The sequence below is a fragment of the Acidovorax sp. FW305-C-20-28 genome (genome assembly GCF_058783375.1).
This window is the reverse complement of sequence record NZ_JBYSYM010000040.1, coordinates 15,259-31,891: the sequence shown is the minus strand read 5'-3', so window position 1 is coordinate 31,891 and position 16,633 is coordinate 15,259. Positions and strand designations below refer to the sequence as shown.

At 69.1% G+C, this 16,633-nt stretch carries 18 protein-coding genes; 11 read left to right on the top strand and 7 right to left on the bottom strand.

The genetic code is table 11. The features are described from left to right. Positions 1-36: 36 nt before the first annotated feature. Positions 37-1,053, bottom strand: coding sequence for a phosphotransferase enzyme family protein (locus AC3WOH_RS30550; protein WP_492233065.1), 1,017 nt, complete (start codon positions 1,051-1,053; stop codon positions 37-39). A gap of 62 nt (positions 1,054-1,115) precedes the next feature. Further along, positions 1,116-2,015 carry a LysR family transcriptional regulator gene (locus AC3WOH_RS30545; protein ID WP_492233064.1) on the bottom strand — a complete coding sequence of 300 codons (900 nt, stop codon included), beginning with the start codon at positions 2,013-2,015 and terminating at the stop codon, positions 1,116-1,118. A 116-nt stretch (positions 2,016-2,131) separates the two neighbouring features. Here AC3WOH_RS30545 and AC3WOH_RS30540 point away from each other — a divergent pair, with 116 nt between their 5' ends. Beyond that, complete coding sequence (locus AC3WOH_RS30540; RefSeq protein WP_492233063.1) at positions 2,132-3,454, top strand: alpha-hydroxy acid oxidase; 1,323 nt, start codon at positions 2,132-2,134, stop codon at positions 3,452-3,454. 71 nt (positions 3,455-3,525) lie between these two features. Continuing rightward, on the top strand, positions 3,526-4,479 hold the full coding sequence (locus AC3WOH_RS30535) for a tripartite tricarboxylate transporter substrate binding protein BugE (RefSeq protein ID WP_492233087.1): 954 nt from the start codon (positions 3,526-3,528) through the stop codon (positions 4,477-4,479). 19 nt (positions 4,480-4,498) lie between these two features. Here AC3WOH_RS30535 and AC3WOH_RS30530 read toward each other — a convergent pair whose 3' ends face one another. Next, positions 4,499-6,112, bottom strand: coding sequence for an adenylate/guanylate cyclase domain-containing protein (locus AC3WOH_RS30530; protein ID WP_492233062.1), 1,614 nt, complete (start codon positions 6,110-6,112; stop codon positions 4,499-4,501). Positions 6,113-6,177: 65 nt separating this feature from the next. Here AC3WOH_RS30530 and AC3WOH_RS30525 point away from each other — a divergent pair, with 65 nt between their 5' ends. The 6 genes from AC3WOH_RS30525 (at position 6,178) to AC3WOH_RS30500 (ending at position 9,501) form a co-directional block, all read left to right on the top strand. Next, positions 6,178-6,840, top strand: a complete 663-nt coding sequence (locus AC3WOH_RS30525) for a Crp/Fnr family transcriptional regulator (RefSeq protein WP_492233061.1) — start codon at positions 6,178-6,180, stop codon at positions 6,838-6,840. A gap of 152 nt (positions 6,841-6,992) precedes the next feature. Next, the gene (locus AC3WOH_RS30520; protein WP_492233060.1) at positions 6,993-7,358 is read left to right on the top strand and encodes a hypothetical protein; all 366 of its coding nucleotides are present in this window, start codon (positions 6,993-6,995) and stop codon (positions 7,356-7,358) included. 309 nt (positions 7,359-7,667) lie between these two features. After that, complete coding sequence (locus tag AC3WOH_RS30515) at positions 7,668-8,009, top strand: hypothetical protein (RefSeq protein ID WP_492233059.1); 342 nt, start codon at positions 7,668-7,670, stop codon at positions 8,007-8,009. Between the two features lie 74 nt (positions 8,010-8,083). After that, on the top strand, positions 8,084-8,533 hold the full coding sequence (locus tag AC3WOH_RS30510; RefSeq protein ID WP_492233058.1) for a hypothetical protein: 450 nt from the start codon (positions 8,084-8,086) through the stop codon (positions 8,531-8,533). 88 nt (positions 8,534-8,621) lie between these two features. Then, positions 8,622-9,041, top strand: a complete 420-nt coding sequence (locus tag AC3WOH_RS30505) for a hypothetical protein (protein WP_492233057.1) — start codon at positions 8,622-8,624, stop codon at positions 9,039-9,041. A 4-nt stretch (positions 9,042-9,045) separates the two neighbouring features. Then, positions 9,046-9,501, top strand: a complete 456-nt coding sequence (locus tag AC3WOH_RS30500; protein WP_492233056.1) for a hypothetical protein — start codon at positions 9,046-9,048, stop codon at positions 9,499-9,501. Between the two features lie 115 nt (positions 9,502-9,616). Here the strand turns inward: AC3WOH_RS30500 and AC3WOH_RS30495 are convergent, their stop codons facing one another. Both AC3WOH_RS30495 and AC3WOH_RS30490 read right to left on the bottom strand, forming a co-directional pair. Beyond that, positions 9,617-12,400: a DUF6493 family protein gene (locus AC3WOH_RS30495; protein ID WP_492233055.1), complete on the bottom strand. Its 2,784-nt coding sequence runs from the start codon at positions 12,398-12,400 to the stop codon at positions 9,617-9,619. Between the two features lie 21 nt (positions 12,401-12,421). Next, positions 12,422-13,777, bottom strand: a complete 1,356-nt coding sequence (locus AC3WOH_RS30490; RefSeq protein WP_492233054.1) for an SWIM zinc finger family protein — start codon at positions 13,775-13,777, stop codon at positions 12,422-12,424. Positions 13,778-13,877: 100 nt separating this feature from the next. Here AC3WOH_RS30490 and AC3WOH_RS30485 point away from each other — a divergent pair, with 100 nt between their 5' ends. From AC3WOH_RS30485 to AC3WOH_RS30475, 3 genes are all read left to right on the top strand, one after another. Further along, a complete protein-coding gene (locus AC3WOH_RS30485) occupies positions 13,878-14,306 on the top strand; it encodes a hypothetical protein (RefSeq protein ID WP_492233053.1) in 429 nt (142 codons plus the stop codon). Positions 14,307-14,394: 88 nt separating this feature from the next. Beyond that, positions 14,395-14,562, top strand: a complete 168-nt coding sequence (locus AC3WOH_RS30480; RefSeq protein WP_492233052.1) for a LiaI-LiaF-like domain-containing protein — start codon at positions 14,395-14,397, stop codon at positions 14,560-14,562. A gap of 75 nt (positions 14,563-14,637) precedes the next feature. Then, positions 14,638-15,276, top strand: coding sequence for a hypothetical protein (locus AC3WOH_RS30475; RefSeq protein WP_492233051.1), 639 nt, complete (start codon positions 14,638-14,640; stop codon positions 15,274-15,276). 36 nt (positions 15,277-15,312) lie between these two features. Here AC3WOH_RS30475 and AC3WOH_RS30470 read toward each other — a convergent pair whose 3' ends face one another. Both AC3WOH_RS30470 and ytfE read right to left on the bottom strand, forming a co-directional pair. Beyond that, complete coding sequence (locus tag AC3WOH_RS30470; protein WP_492233050.1) at positions 15,313-15,744, bottom strand: group III truncated hemoglobin; 432 nt, start codon at positions 15,742-15,744, stop codon at positions 15,313-15,315. A 16-nt stretch (positions 15,745-15,760) separates the two neighbouring features. Next, positions 15,761-16,549 (bottom strand): iron-sulfur cluster repair protein YtfE, encoded by a 789-nt coding sequence (ytfE, locus tag AC3WOH_RS30465; protein WP_492233049.1) that lies wholly within the window; start codon positions 16,547-16,549, stop codon positions 15,761-15,763. Positions 16,550-16,633: the final 84 nt, after the last annotated feature.

Sequence of the window (16,633 nt, the reverse complement as noted above, 5' to 3'; positions counted from 1 at the left end):
TGTGCGGGCTTTTTTGCGCGGTGCTGTGGCGGCGGCCTACTCCGGCGTCTGCATCGACTCCCAGTATTCCATGATCTCCAGTTGCTTGCGCAGGTACACAGAGGGTATGGCCTGCGTGCCCCACACCGGAATGCGCCCGGCGAACTCGCCCATCAGCCAGATCTGCCGCACGGGGAGAAAGCCGGTGATCGCATCGAAGTCCGCCGGTTCCAGTGAGCGCACGCTGCGGTAGCCCGCGATGTAGCGCTGCCAGCGCGTGAGCCCCGCCTCGTCGAGCACACTGCCCACCTTGCGCGGAAGGGTGTTCCACAGGTAGACGCACAGGTCATAGGCCAGAAGGCCAGGGCCGGCGTCGTCGAAGTCGAAGAACGAGGCCACGCGCGTGCCGCCCGGCCCATCGGTCACGAAGTTGTTGCCGCCATGGCAGTCTCCGTGGCAGGCCACGCGGGCAAGCTGGGGCAGCAGGGCGGTGATGCGCTCGGCCAGGCGCCCGGCAAGCGCGGTGTAGCCGGCGCGCAGGGCGTCGTCCATGGTGGGGGCTGCACACAGCCATTCCAGTGGCGCGTGCAGCAGGTGCTGCAGGTCGAGCCGGTACCGGCTGGGCGGCCCCGCGTAGCCCTGTGCCAGTTCGTGCAGCAAGGCCAGGCCACGGCCCGTGGCTTCGGTGTCGGGCACGGATTCGCCGGGCCCTTCGCCCGGGAGGTGTTCGAACAGCACCAGATCGCGCGGCCCTTCGGGCAGTGGCATGGCGATGGAGGTGGCCCCGCCGCGGGCCATGAGGGGGGCCGCCACGCCAGCGCCCGCTGCCTTCAGGTGCCTGAGCATGGCTGTCTCATATGCAGTGTTGGGCGCCCCGCGGGGGCGCTCGGCGCACAGCCGTGCCACCGCGCGCAGCCCGTCGGCAAACCGCATCTCGTACACGTGGTTGAAGCCGCGCCGCATCAGCACATAGTGAGTCACCTCGCCCAGTGCGTAGTGCTCCATCACCTGGCGGGCAATGGCCCCACCCGCAGGGGTGGACTGGGCGATCTCGATGGGGGCAGCAGCGGTCATGGGCGGGGCCTGTGGAAGAAGGGCCGGCGATTCTGCCTGAAGTCACGGCGCCGGGTGGGGGCTCAGAACACGCTCCCCGCCACGGTGAAGTCCGCTTCCCGCGCGGCGATGTCGCGCAGCGTCGCCACCAGCGGCCGCAGGTCGTCGCGGCGGTGGTGCACGGCATAGTCCAGCAGCCCCAGGGGCACGGGGCTCTGGAGCTGCCGCAGCACGCCGCGCCGCTGAAGGGATCGGGCCCAGCCCTGTGGCAAGAGGCCGATGCCGCCGCTGTGCGCGAGCAGGCCGGCGATGGCGCCCCAGTGGTTGCAGTGCAGGCGGCGCACGGGCTGGGCGCCGGCCTGGCGCAGCCAGTCGTCGATGAGCTGGGTGACGCCCGAGCCCGGCGGCAGGGTCACGAGCGGCTCGGCCTGCAGCGCGGCGGCGTTCATGGCCTTGGCTCTGGCGGCGACCTCGGGCCGCGCGCACCAGGCGAAAGCGGCCTGGGCAATCGGCATGGCGGTCAGGGCGCTGCGGCTCGCGGGGCCTGCGACCACGGCGACATCGAGCTCGCCCTTGTCCAGCCGCTCGGCCAGGGCGGCGCCCACATCCACATGCACGCTCACCTCCAGGTCGGGGTGGGCGCGCTCGATGGCGGCCACCAGCCGCGGCAGCCAGGTCAGGGCGGTGAGCTCGCCCACGCCCAGGCGGCAGGGGCCGCGCAGGCCGGTGGTGGCGCCCATCTGCTGGTGCACCAGGTCGGCCTGCTGCAGCAGGGCGCCGGCCAGGGGCACGAGGCGCGTGCCCGCCTCGGTCAGCGCGGCGCGGTGGCCGGCACGGTCGAACAGCACCTGGCCCAGCGATGCCTCCAGCTCGGCAATGCGCTTGGACAGGGATGACACCGACAGGTGCACGCGCTCGGCCGCCAGCGCAAAGCTGCTGCAGGTGGCAGCCCAGTAGAAGGCTTCGAGTTGCTTGAGCGTCATGGCTTTATTGTTTCTTTTTGGCGAACATATTGTGATCAATAAATTCGCTTTCTTGAAATTTGACGTCGGCAGACACTGCCTTCCAGCCCCTTCATCGCCTGGACTGGAAACCTGCCATGCCCTCATTGACCGCCGCCGCCTCTGCTGCCCCCGCCAGCCCCATGCCCCAAGGCACCCTCAACGCCTGGCAGGCGTTCGACGGCACACGCAGCATCGGGCGCACACGGCACCTGCTGTCGCTCGATGACTTCGAGGCCGCTGCGCGCCGTGCGCTGCCGCGCCCCATCTTCGGCTACGTGGCCGGTGCTGCCGAGGACAACCGTGCCCTGGCCGAAAACCGCCGGGCCTTCGACGAACTGGCGCTGGTACCCCGCGTGCTGCGCAACGTGGCGCAGCGCGACCAGGGCGTCACGCTGTTCGGCACGCGCTATGCCAGCCCCTTCGGCATCGCGCCCATGGGCATCGCTGCGCTGTCTGCCTACCGGGGCGATGTGGTGCTGGCCCGGGCCGCGGCGGCGGCCGGCATCCCTGCGGTGCAGAGCGGCAGCTCGCTCGTCCGGCTCGAAGAGGTGGTGGCCGCCGCGCCCGGCACCTGGTTCCAGGCCTACCTGCCGGGCACGCCCGAGCGCATCGCTCCCCTGCTGCAGCGCGTGGCTGCGGCCGGTGTGCAGACCCTGGTGGTCACGGTGGACATTCCCGTGGCCGGCAACCGCGAGAACAACCTGCGCGCGGGCTTTTCCACCCCGCTGCGCCCCAGCCTGCGCCTGGCGTGGGATGGCCTGGTGCGCCCGCGCTGGCTGGCAGGCACCCTGCTGCGCACGCTGCTGCGCCACGGCATGCCGCATTTCGAGAATTCGTTCGCAGAGCGCGGTGCGCCCATCCTGTCATCGCGCGTGCAGCGCGACTTTGCAGGGCGCGAGCATTTCGACTGGGAGCACATCGCCCAGATACGGCGCCAATGGCGCGGCCCCCTGGTGGTCAAGGGCATTCTCAGCCCGCACGATGCGGCCCTCGCGCGCCAGCACGGGGTGGACGGCATCATCGTCAGCAACCATGGCGGCCGGCAGCTCGATGGCGCCGTGGCCCCGCTGCGCATGCTGCCCGCCATTGCCGAGCAGGCCGGCAGCGCCATGGTGGTGATGCTCGACGGCGGCATACGCCGCGGCACCGACGTGGCCAAGGCCCTGGCGCTGGGCGCGCAGGCCGTCTTTGTGGGGCGGCCCTTCAACTATGCGGCCGCCGTGGATGGCGAGGCCGGCGTGGCCGCCGCCATCGGCCTGCTGCGCGCCGAGCTGGACCGCAACCTGGCGATGCTGGGCGCCACGTCTTGCGCCGAACTGGGCCCGCAGCACCTGGTGGACCGGCGCGCGCCCTGGCCGCTGGCGCATGCCACCGCATCCCCCCCTTTTGACAACCCAACCGGAGATACCCGACCATGACCCATCCACACCACCCATTGCCGGCGCGCCCACGCACCGGCCGGCTGCCGGGGCTGGCCGTTGCCGCTGCCATGGCCGTAGCCGTAGGCAGCCTGGCCGCGGCGCCTGCCGCGCGGGCCCAGGCGGCGTACCCCACCAAGCCCGTGCGCCTCATCGTGCCCTTTGCCGCGGGCGGCACCACGGACATCATCGCCCGCGTGGTGGCCAGTGGCATGGGCGCGGCGCTGGGCCAGCCGCTGGTGGTCGACAACAAGAGCGGGGCCGGCGGTGCACTGGGCACCCAGGAGCTGGCCCGCCAGGCAGCCGACGGCCATGCCCTCGCCATGGCCACCGTGTCCACCACGGCGGCGGCGCCTGCCATCAACCCCAAGGTGGGCTACGACCCGCTGGGCGACTTCACGCCCATCATCAACATCGCCGCCACGCCCAATGTGATCGCCGTGCACCCGGGCTTTGGGGCCCGCGACTACCAGGCCTTCGTGCAACGGCTCAAGACCGAGCCCGGCAAGCACAGCTACGCCACGGCCGGCACAGGCTCCATCGGCCACATGCAGATGGAGCTGTTCAAGAGCCTGTCGGGGGCATTCATCACCCACATCCCGTACCGGGGCTCGGGCCCGGCGCTCAACGACACGGTGGCGGGCCAGGTGCCCATCGTGTTCGACAACCTGCCCTCGGCCCTGCCGTTCATCCAGTCGGGGCAATTGGTCCCCATCGTGGTGGCGGCGCCGCAGCGCCTGGCGCAGTTGCCGGGCGTGCCCACCTTCAAGGAGGTGGGGCTGGATGCGGTCAACCGCATGGCTTTCTACGGCATCGTTGGCCCCAAGGGGCTGCCCAGGCCCGTGGTGGACAAGGTGGCCGCCGCTGTGCGCCAGGCGGCCGAGCGGCCCGAGGTGAAAAAGCGCATCGAGGACACGGGCTCGCAGCTCATCCTGAACACGCCCGAGCAGTTTGCCGCCCAGATCCGTGCCGAGTACGGCGTGTACCGGCAGGTGGTGCAGGCGCAGAAGCTCTCCATGGACTGACTGGCGCAGCGCGCCGCGCTCAGCCCAGCACCAGATCGCTGGCCGAGCGGATGGCCTGCACGGCCAGTGTGGCGCCGCGCCCGCGCAGCGGCAGCACATGGGCCGTGGCCTGGTGCGCCTGTGCGCCCGCGGCATGCAGCACCGTGTCGGAGGCGACCAGGCGCACACCGAACTCCTTGCACAGCTCCTGCAGGCGCGCGGCGGTGTTCACCGCGTCGCCCACGGCGGTGAAGGTGCGCGTGTCGCGCCAGCCGACCTCGCCCAGCGCCACGCGGCCGGCGTGCAGGCCCATGCCGAAGTCCAGGCGCTGGCCGAAGTCGCGCTGCAGGTCGCCGTTGGCGGCCTCCAGCCCGGCTTCCACCGCCTGTGCGGCGCGCAGGGCCGCGCGGCAGGCGGTGGGCAGGTCCGATTGCAGGCCGAAGATGGCCATCACGCTGTCGCCGATGAACTGGTTGGGCACGCCGCCCTCGCGGCGCACGTTCTCGCCCACGATGGCGAAGAAGCGCTCCAGCACATAGGCCAGGTCGTGCGGCAGGTGGCGCTCGGACAGCGTGGTCCAGCGGCGCAGGTCGACGAACAGGATGGCGGCCTCGCGCTCTGCCTGCATGGCGCCCTCGGGGTAGGGCGACGAAGGGCCGGGAGCGAGCAGGGGGGTGACGGCCAGGTCCACCGCGGGCCGCAACTGGCAGGCCAGGCGCACGTCGCCGGCCGCGCCGATGCGCGCCAGCGTGCGGCGCTCGTCGGCGTCCGGCGGGGCGCAGCCTTCCAGGCCACGGGAAACGCGCACGCGGCAGGTGGAGCAGCGGCCCCGGCCGCCGCACAGCGACAGGTGGGGGATGCCATGGTCGCGGCTGGCCTCCAGCACCGACCAGCCGCGCGGCACCTGCACGCTCTGGCCCGGGTAGGTGAGGGTGATGAGTTGCCCGCTGCGCCGTGCGCGCGCATCGCGCCAGAGGCGGGCTGCGATGCCCAACCCCAGCAGGGCGGCGAAGCCCGCCACCAGCGACGAGGCAGCCAGGGACAGCACACCGGCCTGCGCTTCGCCGAGCGGCGAGCCCGCGTCACCAGCAGGTGCCAACTCGCGCCCCATGGCCAGAAAGCCCAGGCCGGCCAGCACGGGCAGCAGCAGCGCGCCCGCAAAAGCCAGGTGGAACTGCCGCTGGTAGCCCGCGCGGTGGCGTGCGGCGAAATGGATGCCCAGGCAGCCATGGCACCACACGGTGGCCATCAGCGCCAGCTGGCGCACCCCGCCGTCGGACGCCCAGATGCGGCCCACGATATGGGTGTAGGTATCGTCCAGACCATAGAGGCTGTGGGCCAGGCGCGTGGCCGCGATGTGCGAGGCCAGCAGCAGCGGGATGGCCAGGCCCAGGAGAATGCGCACGGCGTCCAGCCAGGGCATGCGCAAGGTCCGGCGCCGCAGCAGGGCCGAGAAAGCCAGTAGCATGTGCAGCGCCAGCGCGCCATACAGCAGCACGGTGCCCGGCGGGCTGCGCCACAGGGCCAGGAAGCCGCTGCGCACCGCCTCCGCCGCAGCCACCGAGACCAGGCCTGCCGCATGGTTGAGCAGGTGGGTGGCAACATACGCAAAGAGCAGGCAGCCTGACGCCAGGCGCAGCCTTCGGACCGACAAGGAGTGGGATGGTGGTGGGCGTGTCAAAGGAAAAAATCCAAGCGTCCAGTCTGGGGCTGAAGAAAGTGGACCTGCTGCAGGGCCTGCTGCCCGAGCGGCTGGAGGCCATCGGCCGCCAATGTGCCTGGCGCAACCACGATGCAGGCGCACAACTGGTGGCCCGGGATGCGGACGACCGTGATTTGCACCTGATCGTGTCGGGTGCGGTGCGCGTGACCAGCTATTCGGTCGCCGGGCGCGAAATAAGTTTCCGCGATCTGCACGCAGGCACCTGCTATGGCGAGCTGTCGGCCATCGACGGGCGCCCACGCTCGGCCGACGTGATCGCCCTAGCGCCCAGCCTCATCGCCTCATTGCCCCGGGCCGACTTCCTGGAACTGCTGCGCCAGGAGTGGGTGGTCAACGAGCGCGTGCTGCAGCGCCTGTCCGACCTGGTGCGGCGCCTGACGGACCGGGTGGTCGAGGTCAGCACCCTGACCGTGCAGCGGCGCCTGTGTGGCGAACTGCTGCGGCTGGCAGAAGCAGCCGATGCAACGGGTGCCGATGGCAACCAGGCCCGCATCGATCCTGCACCCAGGCACGCCGAGATGGCCAGCCAGGTCAGCACCTACCGCGAGCAGGTGACGCGCGAACTCTCGGCGCTGGTCAAGGCCGGCGTGCTGGCCAAGGACGGGCGGGCCCTCCTGGTGCGCGACCTGGCGCGGCTGCAGGCGCTGGCGAACGGCTGAGGGGCAGGGGACAGCGCACTGGCCGGAATCTGCCAAATCCGGTGCGAAAACGCACATCCGCGCGGCGGCTGTTTTTCTACAGTGGAGTGGTCGGTGGGCGCCATGGGCGATACCTCCCGGCAAACCAACCACAACCAGTCCTGGAGTGCACCATGAACCAATACAAGACCGTTTTAGCCATCCTGCTGTGCATCGGCGCCGCCGGCAATGCCTTTGCCGACGACATCACCGTCGATACCACCCCCTTCACCTCCACCAAGAGCCGCGCCGAAGTGCTGGCCGAACTGCGCCAGCCCGCGGCCGACCCCTGGGCGCTGGACTACAACCCCCTGGCCGCGTTCAAGAGCCAGCTGAGCCGCGCCGAGGTGCAGTCCGCTTTCCTGGCCGACCGGGCCGAAGTGGCCGCCCTGCAGGGCGAGGACAGCGGATCCGCCTACCTGGCGCGCGCGGCCACCGGTGGTGACAACGGCAACACCCGCACCGCAGGGCTCGGCGGCCAGCCTTTCACCACGCAGTGACGTCGGCGGGCGGGCCCTGGCCGGCCCGGTCTGATGCTGCAAAGCCACGGCCTGGAAGCCGTGGCTTTTTTTTATTTCGTATGCGAAATAGAGACATTGCCCAGCGCGCTGTCGGGCGCTGGGTGTTGAGCCAGGCCGATACCGAGGTATCGCTCACTGCGCCCCAGGCCGGGGCGCGTAGGCATCCTGCTGAGCGCCGGGGGGCGGTAGCCTGACTGTGCGGAAAATGTCACTCCAATGCAGCCCGCTGCCAGGGCCCCAGGCGCCAACATGCGATATTCCTCCCGCCACACTCGGCAAGGGGACACGATGGACCTGCAGCAATACCTTCTCGAAGCCACCATGCTTGCCAGCCGGGGCCAGATGGACCAGGCCATGGCGACCGCGCGGCAGGGCCTGCAAGCCCTGGCACCGCCCGAGGCTGTGCAGGAAACGGGTGGGGGTGAATTCAACACGCTGCAGCGCATGGAGCTGCAACTGCTGCTGGCCGACCTGCTGGAGGCCAGCGGCCACAGCGGCGAAGCCCAAGCCGCCGCCCGGCAGGCGAGGGCGGTTCTGTTGGCGAGCGGGTTGGACGCTGACCTGACGCAGCCGCTGCTCCGGCTGGCCAAGGACATTCTAGACCGCACGGGTGCGCCACCCGGGCCGTGAATTCCCGCCCGCCTTGCTACCATCGCGCCACGGGCCGGTTGGCGGGCCCTCAGTTGCCTGGGAGGGTTCCAGTGATGTCTCGCTTCCTCATGCTCGATCGGGAAGTCAGCCAGCCTGCGGGCTATGCAGACAGGGGCTGTCTGCTCGTGCGCTACCGCCTGCCGCTGCTGCGGCACTGCTTTGTGCTGTGCCATGAAGGCGGCGGCCGCGGGGAAGACGGTGCGGCACCAGGGGCGCTTCTGGCCTTCTTCGTGGCCGAGGCCGCCCGGCTGGCACAGGAGTCCGTGGGAGACCCGCAGGCGTTCATGCTACTGCACAGCGGGGCCAGCGTGCGCAAACGCTCCAACTGGCACCTGCATGTCTTTGTGGTTCAGCACCGCTGGCAGAAGGCCTGGGTCCATGCCATCCTGGCGGCGAAGAACACGGCGCTGGCCGGCCTGGGCTGGTGGTCGGTGCTCTCTCCCTTGCGTCGCCGGGTGACGGCGCCTGCGGCGCAGGCGGCCACGCCACGGGCGCCAGATTGACGCCACGCCCCCAAGGGCCTTGCACCGGCCATCTGCAAGTACCATCGGGCCACCCCGTTTCATTCAATGCGGCAAAGGATGTAAGCCCGTGCACCGATTCAGTTTCAAAGCCATTGTGGCCGGCGTGGTGCTCATGCTGGTGCTGCTGCCCCTCATCGCCTATGGGTTGTGGTACGTGGCGTCCTGGTGGTTCCAGACCCAGGGGGCGGGCGACGCGCAACTGGCCCGACTGGTGACCGAGTTCCTGGACGGCAACCTGGGCACGCTGGCGCTGCTGCTCGCGGGCGGCGCCATGTGCATACCGGGCGGCTATGTCACGGCACGGCTGGCACCGGCGCACCCTTATTCCAACAACCTGGTGGTGGCGCTGATGCTCACGGCCATCTCCATCGGCCTGGCCATCGGCACGGGCTCGGGCTGGGACTGGTGGTTCGATATCGCCAATGCCCTTTTCACCGTGGCGGGCTGCTGGTTCGGCGGCTGGCTGGTGGCGCGGCGCAGCCACTGAGCGCATGCCCCAACGCGAAGGCCTGGTGATCGACCCTGCCGACGGGGCGATGGTGCTGCGGCCATCGGGGCGCGCTTGGCGCAAGGGGCTGGCCCAGGCGGATGCCCTGGTGCAGATGGCCGAGTTCTTCAAGGGCACGAACGACCGCGGCAATGGCTATGCCTGGTCGTCGTTCAGCGGCTTCGAATTCGGCGGCATGCCGTGCTCGCTGTCCGTGGGCTTCCACGAAGGGCGGCTGAACATGGTGCTTCTGGGCGTGGACCTGCCTGGCGCCGAGCAGGAGGAGGGCTGGCCCACGCAAAAGGCCATCGACAACGAAGTCGCCTTTGTGCGCCGCACGCTGCACAAGCAGCTGGGCCGCAACTTCGGCAACCATGCGGTGTCCTTCTCCTGGGGCGAGGCCTGGAGCCGCTTCGACCCCAAGGGGTTCATGGCCAGCGCGGGCGTGAGCTACGCCTGATACGGATTTGCGTTCAACCGTCTAACGTCGTTGGTTCGCCTTGCCGTGCTGCAGCACTGTCTGCGGCTTCCCGCCTAGTTATACGGTCGAACGCGAATCCGTATGACGCCCGTGCTTACTTGCCCAGCAGCTTCTGCTGGGCTGCCTTGCCTTTGGCGCCCAGCTTCATCGCCGCCAGGGCCGCCGTGGTGCTGGCGGGCAGGGCCAGGCCATGCGCCAGGTGCAGTTCCAGCAGCAACTCCAGCAGGGGGGCCTGGTCCTTGCGCCAGGTGGTCATGGGCTCTTGCACCATGGCGCAGAGCAGGGTGAATACCGCCGCTGGCAGGGCCGCATGCGCCTGGGCCGCGGAGGCCAGGCTCTTGGCGTAGCGTGGTCCTTTAACGAGGGGTGTAGCCCACAGGCGGGACATCGTGTCGCCAAGGGCCGCGGTATCAAGGCGGCCGTCCCGCACGCCCTGCACCAGCGCGTCCACGGCCAGGGCTGTCTGGCCCGGTTCCTTGCCGGCCAGGGCCACAGCCAGCAGCAGCTGCGCCATGGGGGTGAAGGGGGTGGTGGGCTCCAGCAGCAGATCAAGGTAGGCGCGGTTTTGCCACTGGGCCTCCCACCAATCCACGTTGTTGCCCATGGTGCGTGCGCCTTCGGCTAGCAACGGCTCCAGGCCCGAGGGCAGCAGGCTGGCGGCAAAGCGGATGTGGGCCGCCTCGTGCTCGGATGTCCAGCGCCTATCGTTCAGGTGCCTGGCGCAAAGTGCTAAGGCCGTGTGGTGGGGCTGAGCGTGTTCCTGCGGCTGCAGTGCGGGCTCGTGGCTCAGGTGCAGGCCCTGGAAGGTGTACTGGCCGCCGCTGCTTGAGCGGCTGACCACATGCCAGTCGATTCGTGCGTGCAGGGGGCCGGCGGGGCCCAGATCGCCATAGGCGGCGAGAGTTGGCAGGTCATCCGCATGCGGCGAGCGGATGCGCGCTGCCGCCAGGAAAAGGGGGCGTGCCGCAGTCTCTCTTGGTACTACCACTGCAACGTCGCCCAGCGCATAGCGCAGGGCCTGCACCAGCGGGGTCTGGGGATCAACGTCCTGGGCCTTGGCCAAGGTGTTGCGGGCAGCGGCTGCGTCCATTGACACAGGCACCAGGCGCATCAGCGCCAGCACTTGCTCAGATAGGGAGGCTTCTGCCCCGGCCTGTTGGTAGGCCTGAATGCGAGCCACCAACTGCCGCGGGTCTATGAAGCCACCCCGGTGCGTGGGTGTGGACAAGGGCGTGAGGCCCTTGCCTGCATGGGCCTGTTCTATAAGAGCGTGTGCGCGCGACCAGATGAGGTGCTCGGCTTTTGCAGGCGTGTCTTCCAGGCCCTGGGAAGTCTCACCTGCTGAGTCATTTCCGAGAATGGCCGCTAAAAGTATGCGTACCAGGGCGATACTGGCGGCGTTGCTTCCACGTAGCAGCCGCTGGCCACGCTTCAGTATTGCGGAAAAGGCAGCCTGGTCTTGGGGCGCAATCGGTGCCAGCCGCACCAATGTCCCTGCCACGCGCTCCCATTCGTCCACGTTGATCGGGTTTTCCAGCACATAGGCCATGCACTCGACCACATCGGCGATGTGCTCCAGCGGTGGCAGGGCCCTGCCTGTGTCCAGCGGCGAGATCGGGCTGGGCGTTTTCGGGGAACCGGCAGCAAGAAGCGGCGCGGAAACCTGCGCTGCATCCACCCCGCCTACCAGCCGGGCCAGTGAGGGCCGGTTCACGGCGGAGATGAAGGGCAGGTGGCTGTGTGCGGCTGCGCGGCCTGCCTCGTCCATGCCCCAGATAGTGAGGAATGCGATGGTCTTCTTTTGCACGTCCGCGCCAGTGTGTGCCAGGGCCTGCGTGGCGATGCCGCTGGCGCGGTGGGCCAGGGTAGACCCGTTGTTCGCCACCTGGCCCAGCAATTCCAGCACCGCCAGCACCTGTGCCTTGACGGTGGCTGACGCCAAGGGCGTGGCAGCGTCTAGCACGGCATCGTCCGTCACCCGCCCGCTCTTGTACAGCACAGCCACGGCCTGCAGCGCCATGCCAGCCGTGGGGGCGATGCGGCTGTAGCACAGGGCCAGGTAGCGGCCGGCTTCGGCGGCCATCTCGTCCACCGTGGGCGCCAGTTGCTCATGGAAGCGCGAGAACCAGCCCGACTTGAACTGCGGCCAGTCGCAGGCCAGAGCACCCAGGGTCTTGTCCAGCAACTGGGCTCGGGTGTACACGCCGCGCTCGCACAGGGTCAGGAAGGCGTGGCTCCAGGTCAGCTCGGGGTCGTGGCAGTATTTCTCGCGCGCAGCAAAGCTGCCGTCCGACGAACCTTCGCGCTCGAACAGCCTGAGCAGCCATGGCACCACGCCGGGGTCGGCATCGACATGCTTGAGCACCACGTTGGTTTCACCGCGCAGGTCACCAAAGAACAGTGCGTCCACGTACGTATCGGTACCGGGGCGCTCCACCAGGCCGGCCACGACGGCACGGTGGATGTATAGCTGATAGTGCCATCTGAAGTCGCCTTGCAACTGCCTTTCGATGGGCACCGCTGAAAGCGCGGGCGCGTAGCGGGCCTGGTAGGCCGCGATGTCCTGGATGCCGATGTGCTGCCAGTAGTCGCTGCGTGGCAGGTCCGGGTCGCACATGAAGCGTGCCAGCTCCGTGGCGCGGAACAGCCGGTTGGCTCGGGCCTTGTCGGTGCGGCCGTCCACGGTGAGGGGGCTGTCAGGGTTGGCGCGCAGCAATTGCCAGCGGCGCACGATCAGGCGTTCGACGGCGCGGCGCATCTCCTGGCGTTCGGCGGCATCGGCCGCATCGATGCAGTCCATCACGCCATCGAGGTCGCCCGCGAGGATATGGCGTTCCAGGGGCGAGTCGCCGGTGGTGGTGTCGTCGTCGTGGTGCATGTAGAACGGGAAGGGTTCAGTTCAGGGGTTTGCCGCCTGTGCGGCGCTGGCCGCCAGCACATGCTTGCAAGGCCCGCGCTCGCCCTGGTGCTTGGCAAACCAGGGGCAGGTGCAGCGCAGCTCGCCGTCCACCTCGCGCACGCGGTAGCTCACATCGGCGCTCTGTACTTCGGCATCAAGGGGGCGGGTGGAGGCCAGGCGCACGGCACCAGCCTGCAGCAGCGCGCGGGCATCGGCCAGGCGTGGGTTCAGGTCGTCCAGTTGCGCAAGGTCCATGGGCAGCACGCGGTGGAAGTAGGCGCCATGCACCAGGTCGTAGCCCACCAGGCCCGATGCGCCCAGCAGTTGCAGCGCGCGGTCCACGTCGGCGGCAGGCCACTGCAGCTCGGCGGCCAGCGCATCGGTGCGCAGCGTGTCCTGCCAGTGCAACTGGGCGCGCACCGCGCTGGCGGGGCGGGCCTCATTGGCCAGCACCAGGGAATGCAGGGCCTGGCCCTCGCCCGAAAAGCCGCGCCATACCTCGGCGCTGAGCACCAGAGTCAGGCGCATGGCGCCGAAGTCCAGGCACCAGGCGCTGGCCTGCTGCTGCGCGTCGGCAAACAGTGTGAGCGTGCGGGCCTTGGGCAGTAGGTTTTCGAGCACGCGCAGCCGGCTGCTGTCGGTGAAGCGCACGCCGCTGCCATCGTTCTGCGCTGTGGTGCGCAGGCCCTGCGGGCCCGCAACGACCCACAGCGGCGTCTTGCTGGTCGATGCCCGGGGCAGGCCGCGCACGAAGCGCAGGGCGGGAATGGCATCCACCTCGAACACCTTGCGCATGGCCGACTGGTAGGTCTGCACTGCCACCATGCTGCGCAGCCAGCGCAGCGGCAGCTCCACCTTCTTTTCCACCACCTGCGTGTCGCCCGTGTGCAGAGTGAAGGCCGCGTTCCCTACCGACAGCGCCAGCCCGTCGGCATCGCGCACCTGGGCCAGGGCTGCGCGCATGGGGGCGTTGAAGTCGATATTGGTCGTGCCCTTGCCGACGATGTCGCCGGCATAGGCAGCCGGCTCCAGGTCCACGCGGATGTAGGTGCTGCAGCAGGCCGAAAATCCCTCCAGCCGCAGCATGCCGCTGCCGGCCGTGACGACCGGGTCGGCCAGCGCAACGGCCTTGGCCACGCTGTTGGCCGGCGTGAAAAAGCGCGAGCCCACGAGCAGGTGCACTGCGCTCAGCAACTGCGCGGCTAGGTGCGGCTGGTGCAGCCGGCCTTCGAAGAAGTGCGGGTGGGCGACTGCGCCGGGCGAGGAGGTGGCCAGGCGCAGGTGCGGTGCGGCGCCGAGCCCTGTGTCCACGGACGAGGGTTCGGCATAGCGGTAGGTGTGGGCGAACTGGAGCATGGGTGGCACGGTCTTTACGCTGCAGAAATGCTAACCCAAGCCCCCGGCAGTACATTTGGCGCGCTGTACCAAGCCAAAACCACCTCCGGAGGACTCGTCGGTGAGCCGAATCAACATCAAGGCCCTGTTGCTGGGCACATTGCTCGTTCTCGCCCTGTCTTTCATGGTCGGGGCAGCGCTGGTGGCCGTGCAGGGCGTGCTGCTGGCCATGGAAGGGCAGAGCGAAGAGCAGATCATGCAGGCCTTGACCGAACTCACGGACGATGATGGCTACCTGGTGTGGAGCATGCTCCTGGGCGGCCTGGTGAGCGTGCTCGGTGGCTATGTCGCGGGGCGCATCGCTGGGGTCTATCCCTACTTCAATGGCCTGGCGGTGGGGGTGGTGAGCACGCTGGTGGGCTTTGCCTTCTGGGACGACCTGCCGCTGTGGCTCAACCTGGCCAGCATCATCGTGACCCCGGCCTGCTGCGTGCTGGGCGCACACCTGGCGGCCTTGCGCGCAGCGCAGTCCGCCGGGCGTACGGGCTGATTGCGGCGGTTGTGCAGCGGCCCTTACCACCGCCATAATCCGTGGCAGAGCCCGCTTCCATCGGGCCCAATATTCGGAGGAAGTGCACATGAAGGGCAACGTCGCTGCAATCGTTCTGGTCGTGCTGGGGGTATTTTTTCTACTCACCAACCTGGGGCTCATCAGCATCAGCCTCAAGGAATTGCTAGTGACCTGGTGGCCGGTGGCGCTGATCGCCATTGGCGTGGCGCTGTTCTTCACGCCCAGGGAAAAGTAAGGGCAAGGTACTTCGCGCGCCTGCAGGTGGCGGCTTCCATCCGCTACGATCGCCGCTTCAACAAATGGGGTGGTCATGGGCAAGAAGGTTGTGGCGCTGGTGCTGGCATGGGTGCTGGCTGCCGCCGCAGGCGGGGCGTTGGCGTCCGACAGGCAGGTCGAAGCGCTCAGCGGCCTGCTCAAGGGGGTCAGCAGCCGCACGGCTGCAGGCGTCGAGCAGTTGGCGGATTTCCAGGTGACGGCGGATGCGGCGCTGCTCAACAAGGCCGACGATGCCGTCGCGGCCCTGGGTGACGCCAGTGCAGCGGTGCAGCGCATCGACGCCCCGGCCAGGCCCGCAGTGACGGGCGCCACGCTGGCCTACCTGAAGGCGGTGCAAGGCCTGGTAAGCGGCCTCCAGGACGCCCGCCGCAAGGCCGCGCATGCCGATGTTCTGGACCGCGAGGGCGCCCAGGCCGTCGCCGACCTGAAGGACGCCAGAGAAAGCGACCGCCCCCCGATTCTGGAGCGCATGGAAAAGCTTTTCGGGCAGAGCGATGAGGCCGAAGCCGCCATGAAGGCCTCGGTGGGGCGTGCCAGCGAATCCCTGGCCGAGTTGGAACTGCGCCGTTCCCTGCTGGCCGCGCAATTGGGGTCCGCCGATGCGCTGCTGCCGCAGAAGACCCTGGCCACCGTCAAGCGCGGGCTGCAGGCGGTGCAGCCGCAACCGGAGTAGGCCACCACCCACCCCCATCCCAGGTTCCCAGGTGGGTCAGGGGTGCGCTGTGTGCCCGCCCTCCCGTGGGGCGGCGAATGCAGGGTCCTGTCCGAAGTAGCCCCTGAACAGGTTGCGCGCAATGCCATGCGCCGCAATCTGCAGCTCCTGCGCAAAGTCGGGCGCGAACAGCCGGCTGGTGTGCTGCTGCCACAGCCCCACCCAGGCCGCAAAGTGCGTGGGCGTGACGCCCGAAAGCGCCATGTGTTTGCCGAACACGTCGCCACCCTTGAAGCGCCGCTGCCCCAGCGCCACCGTGCACCAGAAGTCCACCAGCCGCGCCAGGTGCTCGTCCCAGCGGCCGTGCAGCGCGGCCTCGAACACGGGCCCCAGCAGCGGGTGCGCGCGCACGTCGGCGTAGAAGGCATGCACCAGCGTGGCCATGCTGTCGGCGCTGGGTTCCAGATAGGTCGTCGTCGCTTCGGTCATCGCGGTACCCCTGCCTTCAATGGCAGCCGCAGCGCGGGCTGGCGCAGTCCGATGCGCCGGTGTCCAGGCCATGCGCTGCGCCGGCCTGGGCCTCGAAGGGCGGGAACAGCACATTGTTCTCCAGGTGGATGTGGCTGATCAGGTCGTCGCAGAACTGCGCGATGCCCGCATAGAGCGCACGCCAGGTGGTGCAGGCATCCTCGGGCGGGGCGGTGTCGTGGGTCAGCGCATTCAGCCGATCCAGCGCGGCACCGTGGTCCGTGTGCTCGGCCCGCATCACGCTGATGGGCATGCCCAGGAACGGGTTGCCGCCCTGGCGCAGCAGGGGGAACAGCACGGCCTCCTCCTTGCCCATGTGGTCCAGCAGCTCCGCATGGGTTTCTTCCAGCGCATCGGCCAGGCCGGCGGGCACGGCAGGGTGATCGCGGTGCACGGCCTCCACGCGCCGGGCCATGCGGATCAGCTCGGGCAGCTGCTGGCGGTGCACCTCGTGGTAGCGCGCCAGAATCAGGTCGATAAGCGCCGTGGCGCTGGCGCCGGCCAGGGGCAGGGCCTCGCCGTGCTGCAGCTGCGCCAGCTCGGCCACCACCGCTTCGGCATCGAGCCCCTTGCCGGCCGCGGCCTGCGCCAGGCTCACATGGCCGCCGCAGCAGAAATCGAGCTTGAGCCGCCGGAACACCGCCGTGGCGCCCGGCAGCTGCACCGCGATCTGCCCGATCAGCTGCTGCGCGTCCAGGGTGAAAGGCGCTGCGCTGTGGGCAGCAACGGGGCCTGGGTGGAAGGCGGCGGGATCACGGGCGTTCATGGCGTTCCTTTAAAGATTCATTTGATATGTTTATTTTAAGAGGTATTTCAAATGACTCTTTATTTTGACCATGGTGCTGGTGGT

What these genes read in the sequence shown, in the direction of transcription:
- AC3WOH_RS30545 (WP_492233064.1), bottom strand. Translation starts at nt 2,015, where the DNA reads ATGACGCTCAAGCAACTCGAAGCCTTCTACTGGGCTGCCACCTGCAGC.
- AC3WOH_RS30480 (WP_492233052.1), top strand. Translation starts at nt 14,395, where the DNA reads ATGAAGGGCAACGTCGCTGCAATCGTTCTGGTCGTGCTGGGGGTATTT.
- ytfE (WP_492233049.1), bottom strand. Translation starts at nt 16,549, where the DNA reads ATGAACGCCCGTGATCCCGCCGCCTTCCACCCAGGCCCCGTTGCTGCC.
- AC3WOH_RS30510 (WP_492233058.1), top strand. Translation starts at nt 8,084, where the DNA reads ATGTCTCGCTTCCTCATGCTCGATCGGGAAGTCAGCCAGCCTGCGGGC.
- AC3WOH_RS30470 (WP_492233050.1), bottom strand. Translation starts at nt 15,744, where the DNA reads ATGACCGAAGCGACGACGACCTATCTGGAACCCAGCGCCGACAGCATG.
- AC3WOH_RS30535 (WP_492233087.1), top strand. Translation starts at nt 3,526, where the DNA reads ATGGCCGTAGCCGTAGGCAGCCTGGCCGCGGCGCCTGCCGCGCGGGCC.
- AC3WOH_RS30540 (WP_492233063.1), top strand. Translation starts at nt 2,132, where the DNA reads ATGCCCTCATTGACCGCCGCCGCCTCTGCTGCCCCCGCCAGCCCCATG.
- AC3WOH_RS30515 (WP_492233059.1), top strand. Translation starts at nt 7,668, where the DNA reads ATGGACCTGCAGCAATACCTTCTCGAAGCCACCATGCTTGCCAGCCGG.
- AC3WOH_RS30475 (WP_492233051.1), top strand. Translation starts at nt 14,638, where the DNA reads ATGGGCAAGAAGGTTGTGGCGCTGGTGCTGGCATGGGTGCTGGCTGCC.
- AC3WOH_RS30550 (WP_492233065.1), bottom strand. Translation starts at nt 1,053, where the DNA reads ATGACCGCTGCTGCCCCCATCGAGATCGCCCAGTCCACCCCTGCGGGT.
- AC3WOH_RS30490 (WP_492233054.1), bottom strand. Translation starts at nt 13,777, where the DNA reads ATGCTCCAGTTCGCCCACACCTACCGCTATGCCGAACCCTCGTCCGTG.
- AC3WOH_RS30500 (WP_492233056.1), top strand. Translation starts at nt 9,046, where the DNA reads ATGCCCCAACGCGAAGGCCTGGTGATCGACCCTGCCGACGGGGCGATG.
- AC3WOH_RS30520 (WP_492233060.1), top strand. Translation starts at nt 6,993, where the DNA reads ATGAACCAATACAAGACCGTTTTAGCCATCCTGCTGTGCATCGGCGCC.
- AC3WOH_RS30495 (WP_492233055.1), bottom strand. Translation starts at nt 12,400, where the DNA reads ATGCACCACGACGACGACACCACCACCGGCGACTCGCCCCTGGAACGC.